Source organism: Desulfovibrio ferrophilus (assembly GCF_003966735.1).
Classification (GTDB): domain Bacteria; phylum Desulfobacterota; class Desulfovibrionia; order Desulfovibrionales; family Desulfovibrionaceae; genus Desulfovibrio_Q; species Desulfovibrio_Q ferrophilus.
This window is the reverse complement of record NZ_AP017378.1, coordinates 3,505,127-3,525,660: the sequence shown is the minus strand read 5'-3', so window position 1 is coordinate 3,525,660 and position 20,534 is coordinate 3,505,127. Positions and strand designations below refer to the sequence as shown.

Below are 20,534 nucleotides of genomic sequence, written 5' to 3'. Positions count from 1 at the left end.
CAATAATGAGTGGAGAACGCATCCTTGTCGCTGACGACGAGGCCATCATCCTGACCCAACTTGAAGAATCCCTGAACGAGATGGGATATCACGTGGTCGGCAAAGCAAATTCGGGTGCTACAGCCATTAGCGCTGCCAGGGAGCACCAACCCGACATCGTGCTCATGGACATCGTCATGCCCGGCGAAATTGACGGCATCGCTGCCTGCGAAGCCATTCAGGGAAACATGAATATCCCTGTGGTCCTGTTGACCGCCCATAGTGGTGACGACATCCTGAAACGGGTCAAATCCGTGCGACCATCAGGGTACCTGATGAAACCCCACCGGCCCAACCAGATACGAGCCTGTATCGAGACAACCCTCTGCCGGTCCAGTCGGGATCGACACCGCAGCAATCTGCTTTCCGGCGCCCGACACAGAAATGAAGACGGAAAGCGCCAGATCAACGCCACGAACAGGTTGGTTTCCGAAGATCTCTCCATGATTCTGGCATTGATGCAACTACAGACAAGGCATTCCAGCCTGACCACTCTTGACGTGGCCATGGACAGTGTCTCCAAGCGAGTACTCTCAATCATGTCACTGCAAGAGAGCCTGTATTCGGGACATCCCGACAAACCTCTGCATGCCCCGAGCTTTTTCCGTGAGGCCATGGAATCCGTACGCGCTTCGCATTTCATCCCCGAAAGCGTCCGCGTGACCCTTCGCGGAGACGACTTGGCCCTGCCCACTCAGTATATGCAAAGTCTGGGACTCATCGTCATCGAACTGGTGGTCAACTCAGCACGCCACGCCTTTAACGGTCAGGGCGGCAATGTCCTGGTCAGCATCTCCGGGCAGGGTGGAGCCTCCGTAAGGGTTGTGGTTTCCGACGATGGCAAAGGATTCCCCGAGCAGCCCGTGTATCGCAATGCCGAAACCATCGGGCTGGATGTGGTGCACCGCCTGGTCCAACGTCTGGGCGGAGTCATCACTCAGCACCCCGCGCAGGGCACGGCCTACACCCTTACCTTTCCCATGCCCAAGCTGCAGGAGACAGGCTGCAACTAAATACCCCCTCAAGGTTCACTTTCGCGAACAACTATGTGATTATTCGGACAAAACAATTTGATCCGGAGTAAGTTGGTGGACGATTCCTATCGCAATCTGGTCATTTTCCATATTCTTGACGGCCTGCGCTTCGGGCTCTCGCACTATTCCCAGCCCAGTCGTGCCGCTCTGATTTATGCAGTCAACCCCGAAGACCCCTTACGGGTCTATGACCCCCAGAACATGCTACTCGGGCATGAACCCGTATTGAAGAGCAGGTTTCTGGATTCCGACAACTGGTCAACCTCCGCGCAGGACATTCCTTACGTCCCCCCCTTTGAGCAGGTCCGCACCCAATGCCTGGATCTCTCCGGGCTAATTTGCCACGCCAGTCGCTCCCGCAGTGTTTTTTATCAATCATGGTTCACCGAGCACCACCCGTCCATGTGCTCCACCGGGCCCACGGAGCACTGGCTTGAACACGCAGCCTGGCTCATGTCTCAATGCATGTCCGCCGAAAACGTTCCCATTGTGGAAACCGCAGGAAACAGCCTCCAGAATTTCACCCTGCACGCCATCCGCAATTACATTGTGGATCAGCGTAACGCTGAAATCGGCATGGATACTCGGCTTCGAGTCTATCCTATCCTGGATGCCGTGCTTGGTATCTCCAAGACCCCGGAAGAAGGTGTCTGGCCCAGGGGCAGATTGGCTTTTGTCGAGCCCAGCCAGATGAACAAGATTCGTTTCCTGGCTCGTTTCCCGGAGCATGAGCGCCCTCGCCTGGAGCATTTCAAGCATGTTCGCAAACTGCTGCAAGCCGCAGAACAGACAGGGCGTTCCCTGGTTTCAGACGGCCAGGCCATCGTTGGCATCGCCATCGGACGCATGCCTGGCGCCCGCATCGTAGCCGAGTTCAACGGTTCATCAGGTTTCCTGAGACTGGGCAATAAAACCGTCTGCAGTTTCCTGGAAGGCGCCTTCAAGTCTACCAATCGTCAAGCCAACCTGGTCAACTTCGAAGAACACCTCCTCGAAACGGACATGGATTTCACCGAACGCAACAGCCTGTTCCGTATTGTCAGTTCCATCGTCCACAATTCCCAGGAACGCAAACACGGCAGCACTCTGGTGGTCGATTTCCGCCCCTCACCCGTACCCATCGCCGGCCAGCATATGGAAGAACCACTGGACCTGGAGCAACCACATCTGCTCTCTTTGGCCCAGGCATTGTCCAAGGTCGACGGAGCCCTGCATATCGGGCGCGACCGGAAACTGCATGGATTCGCGTGCCTGCTCGATGGTCAGGCCGTGGGGGGAGAGGATCGCGCCAGAGGCGCACGCTACAATTCCGCCCTACGCTTTACCGCTGGACGGGAAGATATCGTGGTCATTGTCGTTTCATCCGACAGACCGGTCTCCATCATCCAGAACGGTGTCGAAATTTCGGCCACATGCATGTTGCCACCCAAGTACGCCTGCGTGGACACCCCGCCCCTGCTCAAGGATTGGCTGCAAAGCTGAACCCCGTTGCCATCATCCACATAAAAGGCCCCGCCATTTGGCGGGGCCTCGTTGTGTTCACTTCCGGCTGAATCAATTATCCATAGTCTGACGATATTGGATCAAATCATTCACCGTACACACGGGATAATCATTCCGCTCACCATACGCCACGATATCCGGAAGGCGGGCCATGGTGCCATCCGGATTGGTCAATTCGCAAAGCACGCCACAGGCTGAATAGCCCGCCAAACGACACAGGTCCACCGTGGCCTCGGTATGCCCATCCCGCTCGAGGACCCCCCCGGGGCGAGCCCGCAAGGGAAACACGTGCCCGGGACAGGCCAGATCCTGAGGACCGGAACCTTCGGCAATGGCAGCGCGAACTGTGGCCACCCGATCTGCCGCCGAGACACCGGTCGTCACACCTTTGGCCGCTTCAATGGACACGGTGAAAGCCGTCCCATAGCTGCTCGTATTGTCTTCGACCATCATCGGCAGTCCCAAATCACGAATCTTGTCTTCGGTCAGACACAAACAGACAATACCACTGCAATCACGGATCAACGCAGCCATCTGGGAATCGGTCAAGGTTTCAGCCGCAAAGATCAAGTCACCTTCATTTTCGCGACTTTCATCATCTGCAACAAGGACTCCCCGGCCGCCGCGCAGGGCGTCCAGGGCTTTTTCAACCCGCTCACGCGGGTCACCAAAACGGTTCAACAGGGACTGATTCATGGAGAATCTCCTTGGTTTGGAGGTCATGAATCAGGGCGTAGGAACAGACCTCCGCGCACACCTAAGGCAAAGCGCCGCAATACGGCGCGAGGCGGGGCCCGCTCGTTCCTCTTCCATCCGGACTGTAACCGTCGGCTCCGGCATCTCACCGGATCTGCTGACCTCTCTTCCCGATGAAGAGAGCGCTCGCGGGCTCCCCGGCCATAAAGCCGGGATACCGCCGGTGGGGACTTCCACCCCGCCCTGAGGATCAAGCACGTGTAATTTTTAAGAATGACTCAGGCACAAGTCAATATATCAGACATAAAAAAAGCCCGAAGAATCGGGTGTCTTGAAGTATGAATCCCTCCCTGCGCAAAGCCGGGAAATCTGAAACAGGCAACACTCCCAAACAGACAGCGTTCTTTATTCACGAGTCGCTCAAAAACGGTTGGGATACGAAGCGCAAGAGCCGTTCAAGGTGGTTATGTATCTACTTTACACAAGAGTTTGATCGGATCGATGCAACAAGGCAGACAGCCGTTTTCCAACGGCTTGCTAGACGGCGGCGTCCAACAGCAGGTTATCCCGGTGAATCGCTTCCGGGTAGGGGCACGATCCTAGAATAGAGGCTATATCGGCACTTTTCCGGCCCATGATCTGTACGATATCTGCGGCCGCATAGTTAACCAGCCCCACTCCCAGAGTATCGCCTCCCGGATCGGTGATGCGCACGAGCGCACCCTCTCCAAAATCACCATCCACAGCGGTGATGCCAGCAGGCAAAAGGCTTTTCCCCCGGTTAACCAACGCAGCGCTGGCCCCCGGATCCACGGTCAGAACACCCTCAGGCTGGTTATTGTAGGCCAGCCAGAATTTACGGCTGGAAATGGACTTGCCATCGGGCACAATCCAGGTGCCCAATTCTTCACCCTCAAACACCCGCTTCAGTCCATAGAATTCATGCCCTGACAAAATCAGTGTCGGCACACCCAACTGAGCGGTCCGACGCGCGGCAAGAAGCTTGGAATACATACCGCCTGTGCCGTCCGTGGTCTTGCCATCACACGAGGAATCCAGGTCCATGGCGCAGATATTCTCAATACACGGAAGGCATTTGGCATCGGGATTATTGTCGGGATTGGAGTCGAAGACCCCTTTGGCCGAGGTCAGGTTAACATACAGATCGGCGTCCACAAGGTTCACCACAAGGCTCGCCAGGGAATCGTTGTCACCGAACTTGAGTTCCTGAACAGAGACGGTGTCGTTTTCATTGACCACGGGGATGACCCGCCAATCGAGCAGAGTCCGAAATGTATTCAACACATTCAGAAACCGCTTGCGGCTTTTCAGATCATCTCGGGTCAGGAGAATTTGGGCGGAAGTTTTACCGTAGCGTTCAAAGGCTTCATCATACGCATGCATCAGGCGACTCTGGCCGATAGCTGAAGCAGCCTGCCGGGCGGGCATGCCGTCAATATCAACCTTCACTCGCCGCCGACCGGCAGCAACGGCCCCCGATGAAACAAGAACCACATCAAGGCCCTGGTCATGCAAATCGGCCAGTTGGTCCGCAAGACGACTGACGATGCGAAGGTCAAGGCCTTCGGGCCCCGTCAACACGGCGCTGCCGACTTTGATCACCACCCGTCTGGCCGCTTTCATGACCGCGGTGCGCTGCTTTCTCCAGCCCATGCCTGCTCCCGTTCGCCTCGGATAATCAGTCTTCTTCGGCCTGATCCTGGGCAATACCCTTGCGATACAGCTTCCACATCAGTTTGACCAACCGGTCAACACCGTCACCACGCAAGGCAGATATGAAATACACTCGACGACCATCAGCCTTGGCCCTGGCCTTCAGGGCTTCCAACTGCTCGTCAGTCAATACATCAATCTTATTGACCACTTCAAGCTGTGGTTTATCCGCCAACTCGGGGCTGTACTTCACCAGCTCCTCGTTGAGCAGATCATATCCGGCCCAGGGATCGTCCATGTCCATCTCATCGGCTGCGAGGATATGAACCAGGAAGCGGTTGCGCTCCACATGTTTCAGGAAACGGAATCCCAACCCCAGTCCTTCGTGGGCGCCCTCAATAAGACCGGGCAGATCAGCCACCACGAAATGTTCACCCAGCTCGGAAATGAGAACACCGAGATTGGGGGTCAACGTGGTAAAATGATAAGCCGCAATCTTGGGCCTGGCTTCGGAAATGCGGGAAACAAAGGTGGACTTGCCCGCACTGGGAAGACCCAAAAGACCGGCATCTGCCAGAATCTTGAGTTCCAGACGAATGCGCTTCTCTTCACCGGGTTCGCCTGGCTGGGCAAAACGGGGAGTGCGCATGGTGGCGGACTTGAAATGCTCGTTCCCCTTGCCGCCGCGTCCGCCTTCGCAGATGACCACGGTCTGACCTGACTCGGTCAGGTCGGCAATCAGGGTTTCGTTCTCGTCCTCGTCCACTTCGTACAGAAGTGTCCCGGTGGGGACGTCAATAATAAGATCTTCGCCATTCTTGCCGTAACGCTGCCTACCCATACCGGGCTGACCATTCTTGGCTTCGTACAGACGTTTCAGACGAAAATCGTAAAGAGTCAGGAGCGTATCTGAGGCGCGAAAAATGAGATCGGCGCCGTCGCCGCCGTCGCCGCCATCCGGCCCGCCCCGAGGCACATGGGCTTCACGCCGGAACGACACACAGCCGTGTCCGCCTTTGCCCGACCGTACAGTGATGGTCGCTTCGTCCACAAAACGCATTTAAACTCCACAGCCGTGCAAAGCACGGCATAAAAAAAGGGGCGGACAGCGCAATGCGCGGTCCGCCCCGGCTGGTTTGCTGTAGTCAGTAGTGGTTAGGCCTCAGCCGGAACCACATGCACTCGAGTCTTGATCTTCTTCTTGCGCGAGTACTTCTCGAACTTCACTTCACCGTCCACCAGAGCGAACAGGGTGTAGTCTCTGCCAATGCCCACGCCGTTACCGGGGTGAACCTTGGTGCCGAGCTGACGAACAAGGATGTTGCCTGCGACCACCTGCTGGCCACCGAAGCGTTTTACGCCTCGACGTTGACCCGCACTGTCGCGACCGTTTTTGGAGCTTCCGCCCGCTTTCTTATGAGCCATATCTGCCTCCTTACAGGCGAATTACGCCTGAATGGCCTTGATCTTGATGGCGGTGTAGTCCTGCCGATGGCCCTGCTTCTTCATGGAATCTTTGCGGCGACGCTTGTGGAACACGATAATTTTCTTATCGCGGCCATGCTCAACCACTTCACAAGAAACCTGGGCTTTCTCGACATAGGGAGCACCGACGGTCACGCCAGCGCCTTCACCAACCAAAAGAACCTTATCCAGAACAAGCTCAGAACCGGCTTCGGCCTGGAGCTTCTGAACCTTAATGGTGCGGCCTTCCTCAACACGGAACTGCTTGCCGCCAGTTTCTACGATAGCATACATTTAAATAATACCTCCAAAGAAAGAGAAGGGGTGAATACTCGATTCTCGCCGGAGAAGTCAACCCCTAGCGGCCCACTTTCTGTTATTGCCCTAATATGCTCCAAGCCAATCAGCCGACCTGAACCCGATTACGGCCCGCGGCTTTGGCCTCAAACAGAGCACTGTCCGCAGCCTGTATCAAACGATCGATCATGACATCACCCCACACAGGGTCAAGCTGCGCCGCCCCAATGGATAATGTAACAGCCAATTCCTTATTTAGCGAATTCTCGATCTCGAGGCGTCCCTGCTCGATAGCAACGCGCACACGTTCTGCCACAACCATGGCGTCGCCTACATCCATCCCGCTGAGGAGCACCGCAAACTCCTCTCCGCCATAGCGGGCACAAAGGAAGTCTTCAGCTGCAGAATCCTGCACCACCGAGCGGAGTATCTCGGCAACCATCTGCAAAGCAAGGTCACCCACGGCATGTCCGAACCGATCATTAACCGTCTTAAAATTGTCAATGTCGCACATCAACAGGGACAACGCTGTCCCCTGAGTCGAAGCTTGCGCCGTAGTCTGCAACAGCCCTTCGTCCAGGCGCCGGCGGTTGGCCAATCCGGTCAACACATCAGTCCGCGCGACTTCTTCAAGATTTCTGACGTCGTCGTCCATGACCTTGACCAACTTCCGAAACGATTTGCGCAACCTGCGGACCATGGTTGCAGGAGCAGCTCCACTCTCCACGACATCCACGGTATTCTTGCCCAGATCCTTCACTTCCCCACAACGCTTGGTCAGAATCGTCTCGAACTCACGCATCAGCGCCTTGGATTCGGCGGCGGCGGCCTCCAGCTTCTGGCGATAAGGGGCCGTGACCACTCGTTCCTGCAAGCGAATAATGGTCTGAAATTTTGAATCGCTGAAGTCTCCGTCCTGCAAGGTGGTCAGCAGCAGCTTCTGTAGACTGGCCCGCTGCGACAATCCCAGGGCCTCATTGTATTCCAGGCTGCGCATATACAGGATAAGCGACAGCCACTTGGGGTCATCAGGCAGATGAGCCTCAGAGAGCAGCTTGCACAGCTGACGCTGCCCGGGCAGGACGCATAACCCTGTCGCTTTCTTTCTCGCCGTCATGTCACCCCGTCAATCCTTGCTATACTCCCATCTCAAAAACGCAGAAATCCTTGCAACCCTCTTTCGTACCTTTGGTGTCAGGATTCCCGGGCAAAAGCAATGACAAGTCAACCGCCTGAAGTCGTCCTGGCGATAACAAGCACCGAGACGTCCGCCGCACCCGACCGTTGCAGGGTTCGGGCGCATTCCCGCATAGTCCCGCCAGTTGTCATGATATCGTCCACCAACAGAATTCGCCGCCCCTGAATTGCCACCTCATCAGCCCAAAATGCGTTATGCACATTCTGTCTCCGCTCCCGGGCCGGCAACCCGGCTTGCGGTGGGGTATGGCGACGACGCGCGAGGACCCCTGGCTTCAGGGGAATCAACATCTCATGAGCCAACAGGCGCCCCATTTCCAGGCTCTGATTAAAGCCACGCGCCACCAGCCGCCTAGCATGCAGCGGGACCGGAACGACCGCGTCAGGTTGTTCCTGAAAACCACCATGAAGATGATACGCTTCGACAGACAGAGCCTGCAGGAGACGGCCAAGCCCCAGACGATTATTGAACTTGAATCCCGTCAGCAATTCGCGGAGCAGTCCCTCATAAGGTCCATAAAAAGCCAGATTCGACCAAGGAGGAGGGTCTCGTCGACACTGTCCGCAAACCAGCGGAGCAGCGGTCGCATCCACAACCATTTCACCACAGAGGGGACAGTATCCCCCCTGACGGGGTAACAATCGGGAGTGGCAATCAGGACACAGGCAAATCCGGAGATGAGCATCCGCCTGCCAGGCCACGGCAGCGCCACAGGCCTGACAGCGGGAACCCAGAAGCGAAAGCACTGCGCCCCGCACCCCGGACATGGGAATCATTCCCCGGCTGACATCGCCAGTTTCGCAGCTTCACCACCCAACTGGGTCAAGGCACTGCATGCACCGGGATGCACGGCCAGATCGCCCGCACCTTCCAGCCCACGCAGAGTCAGGGGCGTCTGCATCTCGAAATTAAAGATCTTGAGGAAATACTTGAGTGTCAGCAAGCTGCCCTCAAAGGTCTTCTCGCCCTGCTTGCGCCCTGCCACCAGACACACCCAGGCCGGTCGCACAGGCAGGGAAGTCAACACGGAGTCTCCTTCGCGGCGGCGCAACCAATAGCTTTGCCCCCGGTCTATCCAGGCCTTGAACGAAGCAGGCAGGTGATAGAAAAAGATGGGGGCCGACAGGAACAACGACGGTGCAGTCATCAACTGCTGGAACAACGCCCCGCTCTGGTCACGCTCGCTCAGGTAGCACTGCCTGGACGGATCATGCTGGCAACGATAACAGGCCGTGCAAGGGTGCACCTCAAAACGCCTGAGATGCTGCACCCGGACCTCGGCTCCCACCATCTCCTCCGCACCCCTGGCAAATAGTGCCGCAGCACGGTCACTGTTGCCACCGGGTCTGGGGCTGGCGGAAATCACTGCGGGCATGGGGCTATTCATCATGTCTTCTCCCGTTTGAACACAACGCGTGCGTGTTCACCTTCCAGAACGGACTCCAACGTCCACGGAGGATTGATCAGGCATTGTTCCTCCAGAGCAGGAACCGATCCCTGTTGAACCAGAACCACGATTTCCGCAGCCCGCGAGAGCCGGAGGTACCAACCTACCTCCATGCCCACGCCTCAACATTTGGTTCGCAAATCCAATTCAATCCGCTTCTCGGGCACTGGTCCTACTCCTGAAAAAATGGATTGTGCAGGTGCTCGTCACCCACTGTCGTCTCCGGGCCATGGCCGGAATAGACAACCGTTTCCGGCGGCAGCGTAAAGATCCTCTCCCGCACACTATCCATCAATGTGGGAGTACTGCCTCCGGGAAAATCCGTGCGCCCGATGGAACGCTTGAACAGCAGATCGCCTACGAACACCGCACCCTGATCCTTGAAATACAGCGACACGCTTCCGGGAGTATGTCCGGGGGTCGGCAGGACTTCCACGGGCTGGTCCAACAGCTTTAGCACCCCAGGATTCAGCGGTTCGTACTCGAAGTTGTCCACCATGGGCAGGCCCATCAGACCACCACCACCGACCTCAGTTCCCATTAGGAATTCATCCTCGGGATTGGCCAACACGGGCGCACCCGTGGCCTTGGTCAAGGCTGCCGCGCCATAGATATGGTCGCAGTGCAGATGGGTAATGATAATATGCTTCAAGGTCAGTCCGGCCTTGCGAAGATCTTCAAGCACCGGGGCCGGATCGCCACCGGGGTCAATAAACAGCGCCTGCGTCCCATTGGAGACAAGAAATCCGTTGGTCATCAACGGACCCAGCGCATAACTGCGAATATTCATTAAAAATCCTCCAACATGAGTTCTGACAAGGGCTTGCGCGAAGAAGCACCAGGATGCGCCGGATGCCCCACGGCAATGATCGCCATGCATTCATAGGCTGCGGGGTCCAGGCTCAGGACATCCAGTACCTGAGGGGCCTGATTGACAATTTCTCCCAGCCAGACCGACCCCAGACCAAGGGCATGCGCAGCCAGCATCATATTCTGGATACAGGCCCCGGCCGTCTGGTGGTCCTTGAGTTCGCTGTACATGGCTTCCTTGTCCAGGAAAACACCAATGAGGGCTCCGGCAGCGCGAACAATGGTTCCGTATTTGGTACACCCGGCAAGGGACTCCACACGTTCATCTCCCCGGCTGATGACCATGAATCGCCAAGGCTGATTATTGAGTCCGCTGGGAGCCCAACGGCCCGCTTCAAGGATCGAAAGAATATCCTCTCGCACAATCGGTTCATCGGTATATTTCCGGACGCTGCGGCGCTCGAAAAGACAACGCAGTATCGGATGATCATTCTGTGACATAATCCCTCCGTATTCGGTGGGCCACTGTATCGCAATCCCCCCATATGTCCAACCATCCAGCCCAGAGGCCCAACCAATCAAATCATACATATCGTCTTCAAATTACAGCTCCCAAAGCATCTTTTCCTAATAATATTGTCGTCATCTCTGAATTACGCTAGCATCAATAGGCCCTTTCTATCCGGAAGAAAGCGAGGAATCATGGATCCCATTGGAACCATCATTGCGGCTACGGGACAAATCACAGCCCAATCTGCAGAGGGAGCGCGACCTCTCGAGCCGGGCAATCCCATCTATGCGGGTGAAGTTCTCACCACTGGCCCGGACAGCAGCGTCGAGGTCAAATTCCTGGATGACTCTGTTCTTTCTCAAGGGCCAAATTCCAGCCTGACCGTCGATCAGTACATCTTCGACCCCATCGAGCCCTCCGCCTCATCCATGCTGACGGCCCTCTCCAAAGGGACCTTTCGCCTGGTCACGGGAAAAATCGCGGACAATAACCCCGACGGAATTTCTCTGGAAACGCCTCTGGCATCCATCGGTATTCGTGGCACCGGAGTCGATTTACATATCACCGAGGCTGGCGAAAAATATGGCGTTTTCCAATACGACAGTCTCGATCTCGTTGTTTCAACAGACCAAGGCACCCGATTCATCACCCAGGCCGGCTTGCTGGTGGATGTGGCCCCCAGCGGCGCCCTTGGTGCGCCCCGTCCGTATACGCCTCAGGAAATCCAGATGTTCCAGACTGCCGCCCCCATTGGTTCCATTCCCGGGCTTGATGAGATCTCTCCCCGAGGTGAGGAGGGTGACCAGGGCCAGGGTAAAGGCGAGGGCGAGGGCGAAGGCGAGGGCGAAGAGTTGGAAGAAGAGCTCGAGGAAGTCACCGAAGAATTGGAGGAAGTGACCGAGGAGGTCGTTGAAGAACTGGAAGAAGTCGCCGAGGAAATGGATGAACTGGCCGAAGACATTCTGGAAGAGGTCAATGAACTGGGAGCCGAGGTCGCAGACGAAATCGATGAAGCCATCGAGGGAGTCGTTGAGGCTGCGGGCGACACGACCGAAGGCGAGTTTGATGAACTGGCAGACACAGTCATGGATTTGGCTGAAGGCTTTGGTGAAGTTCTAGATGCCTTCAGCGGGAGCGACCCTTTCGGTGCCACAGATGCCTTTGGTGACCTTCTGGCAGGTGGAGCAGGCCTGGACACCATTATCGAACCCGTCGCGGAACCCGCAACAGAAGTCGTCGAGCCCGTTGTCGAAGACACAGGAGACGATGACGATGATACTCTGCCAGCCTCGGGCGACACCGTCACCGTTGATGGCGAATCCTTCATCCTGCAGCTGGGTACCGACAACAACGACACAATCACCGGATCAAGTAGCAACGACATGATGTATGGCCGAAACGGCTCGGACTCCATGCTCGGGGGCGCTGGTGACGACTTCTTTATCGGAGATTATCACCAGCATGCCGAAGATGCCCCGACCGATGTCCCCAATATCACGCCCGACTCCGGGAGTGCTGGTGACGACACCATGATCGGTGGTGCAGGCTATGACCAATTCCTGTCCGGAGACGGGGCAGACAAGTTCGTCGGCTACAATGAATCCACCGATGTAGACCTGACCATTGTCCATACAGGCTCGGATAACGATCCCATTGAAGCCGTCATCTTCAACCGCAAGCTGGACGGCTGGGACAACACCGGAACTCTCGGGCACAACGGGGTGAAAGTCATCCTGGGCGAAGAGCTTGCCACGGGCACGGCCGTTGATGAATGGGGAAACAACGACACCATCATTGGCATCGACAATATTGATGGCTCCCTGCAGGACGACTCCATCACCGGCAACTCCGACGACAACGACTTCTGGGGAGACGATGGCAACGACACTCTTTATGGACTGAGCGGTGAAGATCACCTTGGCGGAGGCGATGGTGATGACTCCATCGAAGGTGGAGCCGACAACGATTATCTCGGTGGGGACGAGGGCGAGACCACTGGCGTTGGAAACGACACTCTCAGAGGCGGCGCGGGAGACGACAACATCAGTGGAGACGGAGGCAACGACTGGATCGAGGGTGGAACAGGCAGTGATCACATGACAGGTGATGCAGGCACAGACACCCTGTCATACGAATTCGCCACAGCCGCCATCAGAATCGACCTTTCCGGCTCGGGCGATATAGGGGAAGCGGCCGGGGACACATTCAACGACTTCGAAGTCTACGATGGATCTGACTATAACGACACCATGATTGGCTCCGCCGCCAATGCCGTTCTTGACGGGCGCCTCGGCAACGACTCCCTGCAAGGTGGCAGCGGAGCGGAACTTCTGGATGGCGCAGATGGCATCGATATTCTGGATGCCGGGGTCGACAGTGCCGCGGACTACTTCTATTGGGATGATCCCAGCCATGGCAACATTGCAGAATCCATACTCAACTTTGACAGCGGCGAAGACAAACTGACCTTTAACGCAACCGCCTTCGGCATGTCCACGGGCACCCTCGACGGGACAACGTTCAGTGCCCAAGCCTTTGGGGGCGCCTACGGCGGCTCTGCTGCCATGGGGAGCGGAGGTCCCTATTTTGCCTACGATACGGACATCAATGTCCTGTATTACGATGCCAACGGTGACACCGCCGGCGGAGCCCAGGCCATTGCTGTCTTCACAAGCGTGGACGATCCCCTTGCCACGGATATGGAAATCGTTTCCAGCCGGGCGGATGTGGAAATCATCGTCTTGTAACCCTGCTCCATCATGGATACATACGAAAGGCCCCAGCTCTTGCCGGGGCCTTTCGTTTCATTTGCTTGAACAGCTGCCCCGGTTCGGGGTATACGCCCGGACATGAAAGCCCATAAAAGCCTGCTCCCGGATGATGGCCCACAGCTGACTCGTAGCGACCTCATCACCTACGAACACCTGCTGCGTGATGAGATCTCCTCATTCCTGCCCTTCACATCCTACAGCCTCTTTTTCCCACGTTCACTGGATAGTGGCGCCCTGTCCGAATTGGTAGAAGGCCGTGCCGTCTTCCTGCCCGAGGAGAAAAAGGCTCTGCTGCCCTTAGCCCTGAATGGGGAACTCATGGGTGTCTTCGTCGCCAAGGGAGTCAAGTTGCAAGCCCCCAAGGCCATGCCGCCACTCCTTGCTTCCATGGCCCGCATGTGCTTGGAAAAACTCCAGCTCTACAAAATTTCAGTAACAGACTCCGGTACCGGCCTGGGTACCCGTGAATTGCTGTCCCGCGCGGCCGCCGACGAAATCGAACGCGTGCAAGGCTGCCTGCGTCCGGATGCCGATGGCTGCCGTGCCGGCGACTCCGGATTTGCGGCCAGCTTTGGGCTGATTCTGGCCCGGCTGCACGATCTGGAGCGCAATGCCGAGACCTATGGTCCTGCCTTTGCGACCCGTGCTCTGAACAAGGCTGCCGCCATTGTGAACGACATCGCTCCACAAGGGGCTCTCACTGCCCGCGCCGGAGATGATTCCCTTGTCATCCTGCTGCCTGCCGTCACACCTCCGGCCTGCCGGAAACTGGCGGGAACCCTTGCGGCGGAGCTCTCAGCCCTGCAGGTCAAGGACCCGGTGCTGGAGTGCTACCTGCATCCAGGAACGTCCGTAGGCTGCGCCAGCTACCCCCACGATGTAAACGGCCATGTCCTGCGCCAGAAACCGACAGACCAGGCGGCCCTGCTTGTGCGCAAGGCCATGCGCGCCGCCAGAGCGGCAGCCCAGAACGGAACAGGCCGGGCCTTTGCGTACAGCCAGATTGTCACCGAAGGCGGTCACGTGCAGGAGGTACTGCCGCTCGGGCGTCTCACCGTCGATCTGGGAGCCAGCGTAGGCGCTCGCGAAGGCCAGCGTTTTCTCGTCTGGGGAGGCACCAACGATCCCAAGGGAGCTCCGACTTGCAAAGGTGAAATCGCTTTGATGGAGGTGCGGAGAGGACACTCCCTGGCAGAAGTCATGCATCAGGCGGATGTGTCCCTGAACGTGGAACCCGGGGACCGCTTGGCCTTGATTCAGGAAACCGATCCCGCCGAAAATGGTGGCAAAGCCGATGCAGACATGCTGACAGGCCTGCCCACCTACCGCGATTTCCTCAAGCAGCTGGTGACAGAACGCGACAAGCACGAGACCTTCTCGCTGGTGCTGTTGCGCCTGCCTGACATGGATCGTCCCTCGGACAGCCTGACGGAGACCCGTTTACGCGACCTGGCTTCAGCCTGCACCAAGATCTTCGGAGAATCGGCACTTGGCGGACGCACCAGCCTCAGCGGGCTGGCCTGGCTGCTGCCAGAGACCAGCGGTCCCAAGGCCAAAAAACTGTGCGAAAAACTCCTGGAATCCTTACCGCCGGACTTCCCCAGGCCCGCGGCAGGCATCACCAAGCACCCGTTCCTGTCCTATTCCAAGGCCGATGCCTTGGACAACGCCCACAAGGCTCTGGAATATGCGATCCTGCTGCCCGAGCCACATATCGGACTGGTCGACTCCCTTGCCCTGAACATCCATGCGGACAAGCTCTTTGCCCAGGGCAGCCTCTATGACGCCATCGAAGAATACAAACTGGCCCTCACTGCGGACCGCTCCAATATCATGGCCCGCAACTCGCTCGGCGTCTGCCATGCGCGCATGGGAGATTTGAGCGCTGCCAAGCGCCAATTCAACACAGTGCTCGGCAAGAATCCGAAGGATGTGTTCGCGCTATACAACTTCGGGTACATCTGCCAACGCATGAATCAGATCAAGGAAGCCCGCGAAGCCTACAAGAAATGTCTGATTCTGGACCCCGAGCATCTCTTCAGCCAGATTCGACTGGGCCAGCTCTCTCAGAAAAACAGGCGCTTTGCGGATGCCCGACGCTACTTTGAAAAAGCCTCTGCCCTGCCCGGCGGCAAGGGCCTGACCCGGCGTTATCTGGCGCAGTTGGCTCTGGCCAAAGGTGATGTGGAAGAAGCCCGCGAGCACCTGCATCAGGCACTGATCCACGACCCCAAGGACGCACCTTCCCTGGCACTCATGGCACGCATCTATCTGGACAATGGCGAGGACCCGGAAGTGGCCGAAGCCCTGGCCCGTCAGGCTTCGGCTCTGGCTCCCGGCCATGCTCCGTTCTGGAAGGAGCTGGCACGAGCACTCTCGGCCCAGGGCAAACAACAGGAAGCCGCCGAGGTCGTGGACCGCCTTGAAGGAATGTGATTTCAATCCACACCCACGGAGAAAGCCCCGGAACCAGGTTGTGGTTCCGGGGCTTTTCTCATGCAACAGATCAGAAGTCGGGCCGCAATCAACCCCTCCCGTTTCACATCCTATTTGAGACTCTCCAGCAACAATGCATTCTCGCCCTCGGCACCACCGGCGGGCTTCTGGATAACTCTGGTTCCGGGGGGAACATCCTTCAGCAGCCAGACGTTACCGCCAATCACCGAACCGGCACCAATGGTCACACGCCCCAGGATCGTGGCCCCGGAGTAAATGATAGCGCCGTCCTCCACGATGGGATGGCGGGGGATGCCCTTGATGAGCTTGCCGGAATCGTCCTTAGGGAAGCTCTTGGCTCCCAGAGTCACGCCCTGATAGAGGCGCACATTGCGACCGATGATGCAGGTCTCGCCAATGACCACGCCAGTGCCATGATCAATGAAGAACCGTTCACCAATCTCCGCACCGGGATGGATGTCGATGCCGGTCTTGGAATGAGCCATCTCGGTGATGATGCGCGGAATCAGATCCACACCCAGATGATACAGTTCATGGGCCAGGCGATAGTTGGTCACCGCATGAATGCTCGGATAACAAAAGATGGCCTCCCCCGGACTCTTGGCCGCAGGATCGCCCTCGTAAGCAGCCATGACATCCGTGGTCAGCAAACGACGAACCTCGGGCAACCGGGCGATGAACTTGCGGGACAGACTGCGGGAGAGCTCCTCGCAATCCAGGCAATCCGCCTCGCCTTCGCTCTCCAGTGAACAGGAAAAACAATGTCCCCGGCGAATCTGTTCGCGCAACAGACGATCAACCTTGTCCAGGTTCGCACCCAGGTGCGAACGCATATTCTCGGCATCCACATCGGAGTAGCCGTAATACCCCGGAAACAACACGGCCCGCAGCCGCTCCACGATCTCGCCCAGCACCTCGGTGGAGGGCATGGGCACATGCCGCGTCTGGCTGTGGTGCACGACCTCATAATTCCTGGGATCGCACAATTCGTCGATGACTTCGTCCAGTTTCTTCATGCTCTTCTCTAGCTGGTTATTTGATTCTTCATCGCAGACCATTCAGAAATAGTCAGATGCGAGGCGCAAGGAAAATACAAAATCGTAGGCCTGTCTCCCGTTAGGCGAGTCTTCGAGTCTTACGAGAACAGAGAGCAGCGCTGTATCTGAGCATACGTGAGATTTTGCATTTCCCACAGCAACGAAGCAGATGGCTATTTATCAATGGTCTGTTCACTGGTCGTCAGTGTCCACCAGCCCAGTAAACAGAGGGGTAGACAAATAGCGTTCGCCAGTGTCGGGGATAATACACACAATGAGCTTGCCTGCGTTCTCTTCACGCTTGGCAACTTCCACCGCCGCATGGGCTGCAGCCCCGGACGAGATACCACAGAGGATGCCTTCCTCCCGCATCAACCGTCGGGCCATGGACACAGCGTCTTCAGTAGAGACCTGAACAATTTCATCGAACAGCGTCACATCGGCATTGCCGGGTACAAACCCAGCACCAATGCCCTGAATACCATGTGGTCCCGGTGAACCACCGGAAAGCACCGGCGAATCGACGGGTTCCACCGCGATGGCCTTGAGGCCGGGCTTCTTGTCCTTCAGGGTCCTGGCTGCACCACTCAGGGTGCCTCCCGTCCCGACACCGGCCACGAGGATATCAATATCACCATCGGTGTCATCCCAAATCTCATGGGCCGTAGAACAGGAATGAATGGCCGGGTTGGCCGGGTTGTCGAACTGCCGGGGCAAAAATGCACCGGTCTCATCGGCAATGGCCTCGGCCCTGGCAATGGCACCCTTCATGCCTTCGGCTGCGGGGGTCAATACCAATTTCGCCCCGAATCCCTTGAGCAGCATCCGCCGCTCCAGACTCATGCTCTCGGGCATGGTCAGGGTCAGGCTGTACCCACGGACCGCACACATGAAGGCCAGACCGATCCCCGTATTGCCGCTGGTGGGTTCCACCAGTTCGGCTCCGGGGGCGAGCAGCCCGTCCTGCTCGGCCTGAACGATCATGTTCATTCCGATGCGATCCTTGACGGAGCTGCACGGATTAAAAAACTCCAGCTTCGCTGCCACGCTGGCCTTGCAGCCTTCGGTGACGCGATTCAGACGCACCAAGGGGGTACGCCCTACAAGCTCGGACATATCATGGGCAATATTCATCATGGGCCTCCAATGAGCACCCAGTCTGCTAGCAGGTGCAGGCCGGAGGTTCGTTTTCCTGATCCTTCTTGAAGGGAGACAATTCCCGCAACCGTTCAATGAGCGGGGGCATGGCCTCCAGAATGGTATCCACTTCCGCATCGGTATTGTAGCGCGACAGGGAATAGCGGATGGAACCGTGGGCGTAGGTAAAGGGCACCCCCATGGCGCGCAACACATGCGATGGCTCCAGACTGCCCGAAGTACAGGCCGAGCCGGAACTGGCACAGATGCCGTGCTGGTCCATCATCAGCAGAATGGCCTCGCCCTCCACATACTTAAACGAAATATTGGACGTATTGGGAAGGCGCTCATCCGGGTGCCCATTGAGACGGGTATCCGGGATGGCCTTGATCAGCCCCTGTTCCAGACGATCGCGCAGGGCACGGACCTGAGTATTCTCGGCCTCGATGTGCTGGGTAGCCAACTCCACGGCCTTGCCCAGAGCCACGATGCCCGTGGTGTTCTCGGTTCCTGCACGGCGTCCATGCTCCTGATGCCCGCCCAGCATGAAAGTGCGGAACGGAGAACCCCGGCGCACATACAGTGCGCCCACGCCCTTGGGGGCATGCAGCTTATGACCTGATAGGGCCAGATAATCCACCGGCAACTCGGAGAGCTTGAACGGCACCTTGCCCACGGCCTGAACCGCATCGGTGTGCAGCAAGATGCCACGCGCCTTCACGATTTCCGCTATCTCGGGCATCGGATAGATCACGCCCGTCTCATTGTTGGCGTACATGATGGACACCAATGCCGTGTCATCACGCAGGCTGTCGCGCAGTTCATCCATATCCAGTCGGCCCTGGCTGTCCGTCCCCAGATAGGTCACGTCATAGCCGTGCCGCTCAAGACGCTGGGCCACATTAAGCACAGCTGGATGTTCAACCTTGGTGGTCACGATATGCTTCTTGCCGGGCTGGGCCATGGTCGCGGCAAAGAACGCCGTATTGTCGCTCTCGGTACCGCAGGCTGTGAAGATGACCTCGTCAGGTTCGCAACCCAGGCCCTTGGCCACGCGGTCGCGCGCCAGAGTCAGATGCTTACCGACCTGCCCTCCGAACCGGTGCATGCTCGACGGGTTGCCATATTGCTCGGAGAAAAACGGCAGCATTTCCTCAAGAACTTCGGGAGCGACCATGGTTGTCGCATTGTTGTCAAAATACAAAGTCTTCATGAGGAGGCCTCCCGCACACGGATATCCGGTTCAACCTGCTCACGCAGGGTCTTCTGCACAAAGTCGTTCAGGGTCAGCTTGGCCGACGGACAGGAGCCGCACGCACCGCGCAGGGAAACGATGACGTCGGTTCCGTCCAGATCCACCAGCTCGATGTCACCACCGTCCTGCTTCAGGCTGGGGCGGATGACTTCGTCGATGACCTGCATGACCTTTTGCATGCGCTGGATATTGGTAAGAGGCTTGGCCTCGACCTTGACCTCACGCTTCTTGCCGAGCACGTCGAACAATATTTCTTCCAACTTTTCGTGGCAGTCACCGCAACCACCGCCGGCCTTGGTGAAGTTGGTGATATCTTCCAGAGTGGTAATGCCGTTTTCCTCGACAGCGCGGCGAATGGCAACGTCAGTCACACCAAAACAGTGACAGACGATCTCACCCTCGGTGATCTTTTCCGGGGCTTCCTCACCACGATAATCAAGCAGACAGGCTTCCAGGGCTTCCTGGCCCATGACCGAGCAATGCATCTTCTCCTTGGGCAGGCCACCCAGATAAGCCGCGATCTCCTTGTTGGTGATCTTCTCGGCATCCTCGACAGGCATTCCCTTGAGCATCTCGGTCAGAGCCGAGGATGAGGCAATGGCGCTGGCGCAACCGAAAGTCTGAAACTTGGCGTCTTCAATCACGCCGTCGTCATCGATCTTCAGAAACAGCTTCAGGGCATCGCCACAGGCCAAGCTGCCGACTTCGCCAACAGCATTGGCATCCGGAATCTCGCCCGCATTCTTGGGGTTCAGAAACAACTCTCGAACCTTATCGGTGTACTCCCACATGGGGCCTCCTTATCTATCTATGCAATCCTGAGGAGTTACGCATCATTGTATGATTTTGTCCGTATCAGCCAGTATAATACCTCTTTTGCGCCGTGGAAAGGGCTCACCTTGTTTTTCTGCACACGCCACATCTTGCGCCATTTATTGCACAACTTGTGCAGGCAGACGGACATGAATATGTGCAATTTTATTCTCATCCACTCGATTTGCCCTCTTCCTTCAGCACGGCCTAGACAAGTCCCCTCTCAATTCCTACAATTTTAGTCAAGTTTGGCATATGTCTTGTAACGACAATGTACTTCCAGAAAGTCATGGCGGTATCCACACTCTCCGGCCTGTGCTATGATGGGAAGGCTTCCCATGTCGCCCAAGGCTGGTGGCGCAGAATAAGTCAGGGTAAAAGGAACGAGGCA

Annotated in this window: 19 protein-coding genes and 1 riboswitch; of the genes, 4 read left to right on the top strand and 15 right to left on the bottom strand. The window is 57.1% G+C overall.

All coding sequences use genetic code 11. The annotated features are described in order from the left end of the window. Positions 1-5: 5 nt before the first annotated feature. Positions 6-1,052 carry a response regulator gene (locus EL361_RS16100; RefSeq protein WP_126380963.1) on the top strand — a complete coding sequence of 349 codons (1,047 nt, stop codon included), beginning with the start codon at positions 6-8 and terminating at the stop codon, positions 1,050-1,052. 75 nt (positions 1,053-1,127) lie between these two features. Beyond that, the gene (locus EL361_RS16095) at positions 1,128-2,555 is read left to right on the top strand and encodes a DNA integrity scanning protein DisA nucleotide-binding domain protein (protein ID WP_338031048.1); all 1,428 of its coding nucleotides are present in this window, start codon (positions 1,128-1,130) and stop codon (positions 2,553-2,555) included. Between the two features lie 72 nt (positions 2,556-2,627). Here EL361_RS16095 and ribB read toward each other — a convergent pair whose 3' ends face one another. The 11 genes from ribB to EL361_RS16045 form a co-directional block, all read right to left on the bottom strand. Then, positions 2,628-3,272 carry a 3,4-dihydroxy-2-butanone-4-phosphate synthase gene (ribB, locus tag EL361_RS16090; protein WP_126380962.1) on the bottom strand — a complete coding sequence of 215 codons (645 nt, stop codon included), beginning with the start codon at positions 3,270-3,272 and terminating at the stop codon, positions 2,628-2,630. Between the two features lie 101 nt (positions 3,273-3,373). Next, positions 3,374-3,527: riboswitch (FMN riboswitch) on the bottom strand. Between the two features lie 282 nt (positions 3,528-3,809). Next, positions 3,810-4,946: a glutamate 5-kinase gene (gene proB / locus EL361_RS16085; RefSeq protein WP_126380961.1), complete on the bottom strand. Its 1,137-nt coding sequence runs from the start codon at positions 4,944-4,946 to the stop codon at positions 3,810-3,812. A gap of 25 nt (positions 4,947-4,971) precedes the next feature. Then, positions 4,972-6,006: a GTPase ObgE gene (gene obgE, locus EL361_RS16080; protein ID WP_126380960.1), complete on the bottom strand. Its 1,035-nt coding sequence runs from the start codon at positions 6,004-6,006 to the stop codon at positions 4,972-4,974. Between the two features lie 95 nt (positions 6,007-6,101). Then, positions 6,102-6,371, bottom strand: coding sequence for a 50S ribosomal protein L27 (rpmA, locus tag EL361_RS16075; RefSeq protein WP_126380959.1), 270 nt, complete (start codon positions 6,369-6,371; stop codon positions 6,102-6,104). A gap of 21 nt (positions 6,372-6,392) precedes the next feature. After that, positions 6,393-6,704 (bottom strand): 50S ribosomal protein L21, encoded by a 312-nt coding sequence (rplU, locus tag EL361_RS16070; protein ID WP_126380958.1) that lies wholly within the window; start codon positions 6,702-6,704, stop codon positions 6,393-6,395. Between the two features lie 109 nt (positions 6,705-6,813). Continuing rightward, the gene (locus EL361_RS16065; protein WP_126380957.1) at positions 6,814-7,824 is read right to left on the bottom strand and encodes a GGDEF domain-containing protein; all 1,011 of its coding nucleotides are present in this window, start codon (positions 7,822-7,824) and stop codon (positions 6,814-6,816) included. 107 nt (positions 7,825-7,931) lie between these two features. Then, complete coding sequence (locus EL361_RS16060; protein ID WP_126380956.1) at positions 7,932-8,672, bottom strand: ComF family protein; 741 nt, start codon at positions 8,670-8,672, stop codon at positions 7,932-7,934. Positions 8,673-8,677: 5 nt separating this feature from the next. After that, positions 8,678-9,295: a flavodoxin family protein gene (locus EL361_RS16055; protein WP_126380955.1), complete on the bottom strand. Its 618-nt coding sequence runs from the start codon at positions 9,293-9,295 to the stop codon at positions 8,678-8,680. Next, positions 9,292-9,465 (bottom strand): hypothetical protein, encoded by a 174-nt coding sequence (locus tag EL361_RS17170; RefSeq protein WP_172961803.1) that lies wholly within the window; start codon positions 9,463-9,465, stop codon positions 9,292-9,294. The genes EL361_RS16055 and EL361_RS17170 overlap by 4 nt, the downstream gene beginning before the upstream one ends. Before the next feature lie 59 nt (positions 9,466-9,524). Continuing rightward, the gene (locus EL361_RS16050) at positions 9,525-10,142 is read right to left on the bottom strand and encodes an MBL fold metallo-hydrolase (RefSeq protein WP_126380954.1); all 618 of its coding nucleotides are present in this window, start codon (positions 10,140-10,142) and stop codon (positions 9,525-9,527) included. Next, complete coding sequence (locus EL361_RS16045; RefSeq protein ID WP_126380953.1) at positions 10,142-10,663, bottom strand: nitroreductase family protein; 522 nt, start codon at positions 10,661-10,663, stop codon at positions 10,142-10,144. Before EL361_RS16045 ends, EL361_RS16050 begins: the two co-directional genes overlap by 1 nt. 201 nt (positions 10,664-10,864) lie before the next feature. On the opposite strand from EL361_RS16045, the gene EL361_RS16040 reads away from it, so the two are divergent. Next, complete coding sequence (locus EL361_RS16040; RefSeq protein ID WP_126380952.1) at positions 10,865-13,420, top strand: FecR domain-containing protein; 2,556 nt, start codon at positions 10,865-10,867, stop codon at positions 13,418-13,420. Positions 13,421-13,522: 102 nt separating this feature from the next. Next, positions 13,523-15,880 (top strand): tetratricopeptide repeat protein, encoded by a 2,358-nt coding sequence (locus EL361_RS16035; protein WP_126380951.1) that lies wholly within the window; start codon positions 13,523-13,525, stop codon positions 15,878-15,880. A 110-nt stretch (positions 15,881-15,990) separates the two neighbouring features. Here EL361_RS16035 and epsC read toward each other — a convergent pair whose 3' ends face one another. The 4 genes from epsC to nifU form a co-directional block, all read right to left on the bottom strand. Continuing rightward, positions 15,991-16,917 (bottom strand): serine O-acetyltransferase EpsC, encoded by a 927-nt coding sequence (gene epsC / locus EL361_RS16030; protein ID WP_232034814.1) that lies wholly within the window; start codon positions 16,915-16,917, stop codon positions 15,991-15,993. 213 nt (positions 16,918-17,130) lie between these two features. Then, positions 17,131-18,072, bottom strand: coding sequence for a cysteine synthase A (cysK, locus tag EL361_RS16025; RefSeq protein ID WP_126381547.1), 942 nt, complete (start codon positions 18,070-18,072; stop codon positions 17,131-17,133). Between the two features lie 28 nt (positions 18,073-18,100). After that, the gene (gene nifS, locus EL361_RS16020) at positions 18,101-19,288 is read right to left on the bottom strand and encodes a cysteine desulfurase NifS (protein WP_126380949.1); all 1,188 of its coding nucleotides are present in this window, start codon (positions 19,286-19,288) and stop codon (positions 18,101-18,103) included. Beyond that, positions 19,285-20,121, bottom strand: a complete 837-nt coding sequence (gene nifU / locus EL361_RS16015) for a Fe-S cluster assembly protein NifU (protein WP_126380948.1) — start codon at positions 20,119-20,121, stop codon at positions 19,285-19,287. The genes nifS and nifU overlap by 4 nt, the downstream gene beginning before the upstream one ends. Positions 20,122-20,534: the final 413 nt, after the last annotated feature.

Excerpts from the sequence above, each read along its gene's own strand:
- EL361_RS16100 (WP_126380963.1), top strand. The coding sequence starts at position 6 with ATGAGTGGAGAACGCATCCTTGTCGCTGACGACGAGGCCATCATCCTG.
- ribB (WP_126380962.1), bottom strand. The coding sequence starts at position 3,272 with ATGAATCAGTCCCTGTTGAACCGTTTTGGTGACCCGCGTGAGCGGGTT.
- proB (WP_126380961.1), bottom strand. The coding sequence starts at position 4,946 with ATGGGCTGGAGAAAGCAGCGCACCGCGGTCATGAAAGCGGCCAGACGG.
- obgE (WP_126380960.1), bottom strand. The coding sequence starts at position 6,006 with ATGCGTTTTGTGGACGAAGCGACCATCACTGTACGGTCGGGCAAAGGC.
- rpmA (WP_126380959.1), bottom strand. The coding sequence starts at position 6,371 with ATGGCTCATAAGAAAGCGGGCGGAAGCTCCAAAAACGGTCGCGACAGT.
- rplU (WP_126380958.1), bottom strand. The coding sequence starts at position 6,704 with ATGTATGCTATCGTAGAAACTGGCGGCAAGCAGTTCCGTGTTGAGGAA.
- EL361_RS16065 (WP_126380957.1), bottom strand. The coding sequence starts at position 7,824 with ATGACGGCGAGAAAGAAAGCGACAGGGTTATGCGTCCTGCCCGGGCAG.
- EL361_RS16060 (WP_126380956.1), bottom strand. The coding sequence starts at position 8,672 with ATGTCCGGGGTGCGGGGCGCAGTGCTTTCGCTTCTGGGTTCCCGCTGT.
- EL361_RS16055 (WP_126380955.1), bottom strand. The coding sequence starts at position 9,295 with ATGATGAATAGCCCCATGCCCGCAGTGATTTCCGCCAGCCCCAGACCC.
- EL361_RS17170 (WP_172961803.1), bottom strand. The coding sequence starts at position 9,465 with ATGGAGGTAGGTTGGTACCTCCGGCTCTCGCGGGCTGCGGAAATCGTG.
- EL361_RS16050 (WP_126380954.1), bottom strand. The coding sequence starts at position 10,142 with ATGAATATTCGCAGTTATGCGCTGGGTCCGTTGATGACCAACGGATTT.
- EL361_RS16045 (WP_126380953.1), bottom strand. The coding sequence starts at position 10,663 with ATGTCACAGAATGATCATCCGATACTGCGTTGTCTTTTCGAGCGCCGC.
- EL361_RS16040 (WP_126380952.1), top strand. The coding sequence starts at position 10,865 with ATGGATCCCATTGGAACCATCATTGCGGCTACGGGACAAATCACAGCC.
- EL361_RS16035 (WP_126380951.1), top strand. The coding sequence starts at position 13,523 with ATGAAAGCCCATAAAAGCCTGCTCCCGGATGATGGCCCACAGCTGACT.
- epsC (WP_232034814.1), bottom strand. The coding sequence starts at position 16,917 with ATGAAGAAACTGGACGAAGTCATCGACGAATTGTGCGATCCCAGGAAT.
- cysK (WP_126381547.1), bottom strand. The coding sequence starts at position 18,072 with ATGAATATTGCCCATGATATGTCCGAGCTTGTAGGGCGTACCCCCTTG.
- nifS (WP_126380949.1), bottom strand. The coding sequence starts at position 19,288 with ATGAAGACTTTGTATTTTGACAACAATGCGACAACCATGGTCGCTCCC.
- nifU (WP_126380948.1), bottom strand. The coding sequence starts at position 20,121 with ATGTGGGAGTACACCGATAAGGTTCGAGAGTTGTTTCTGAACCCCAAG.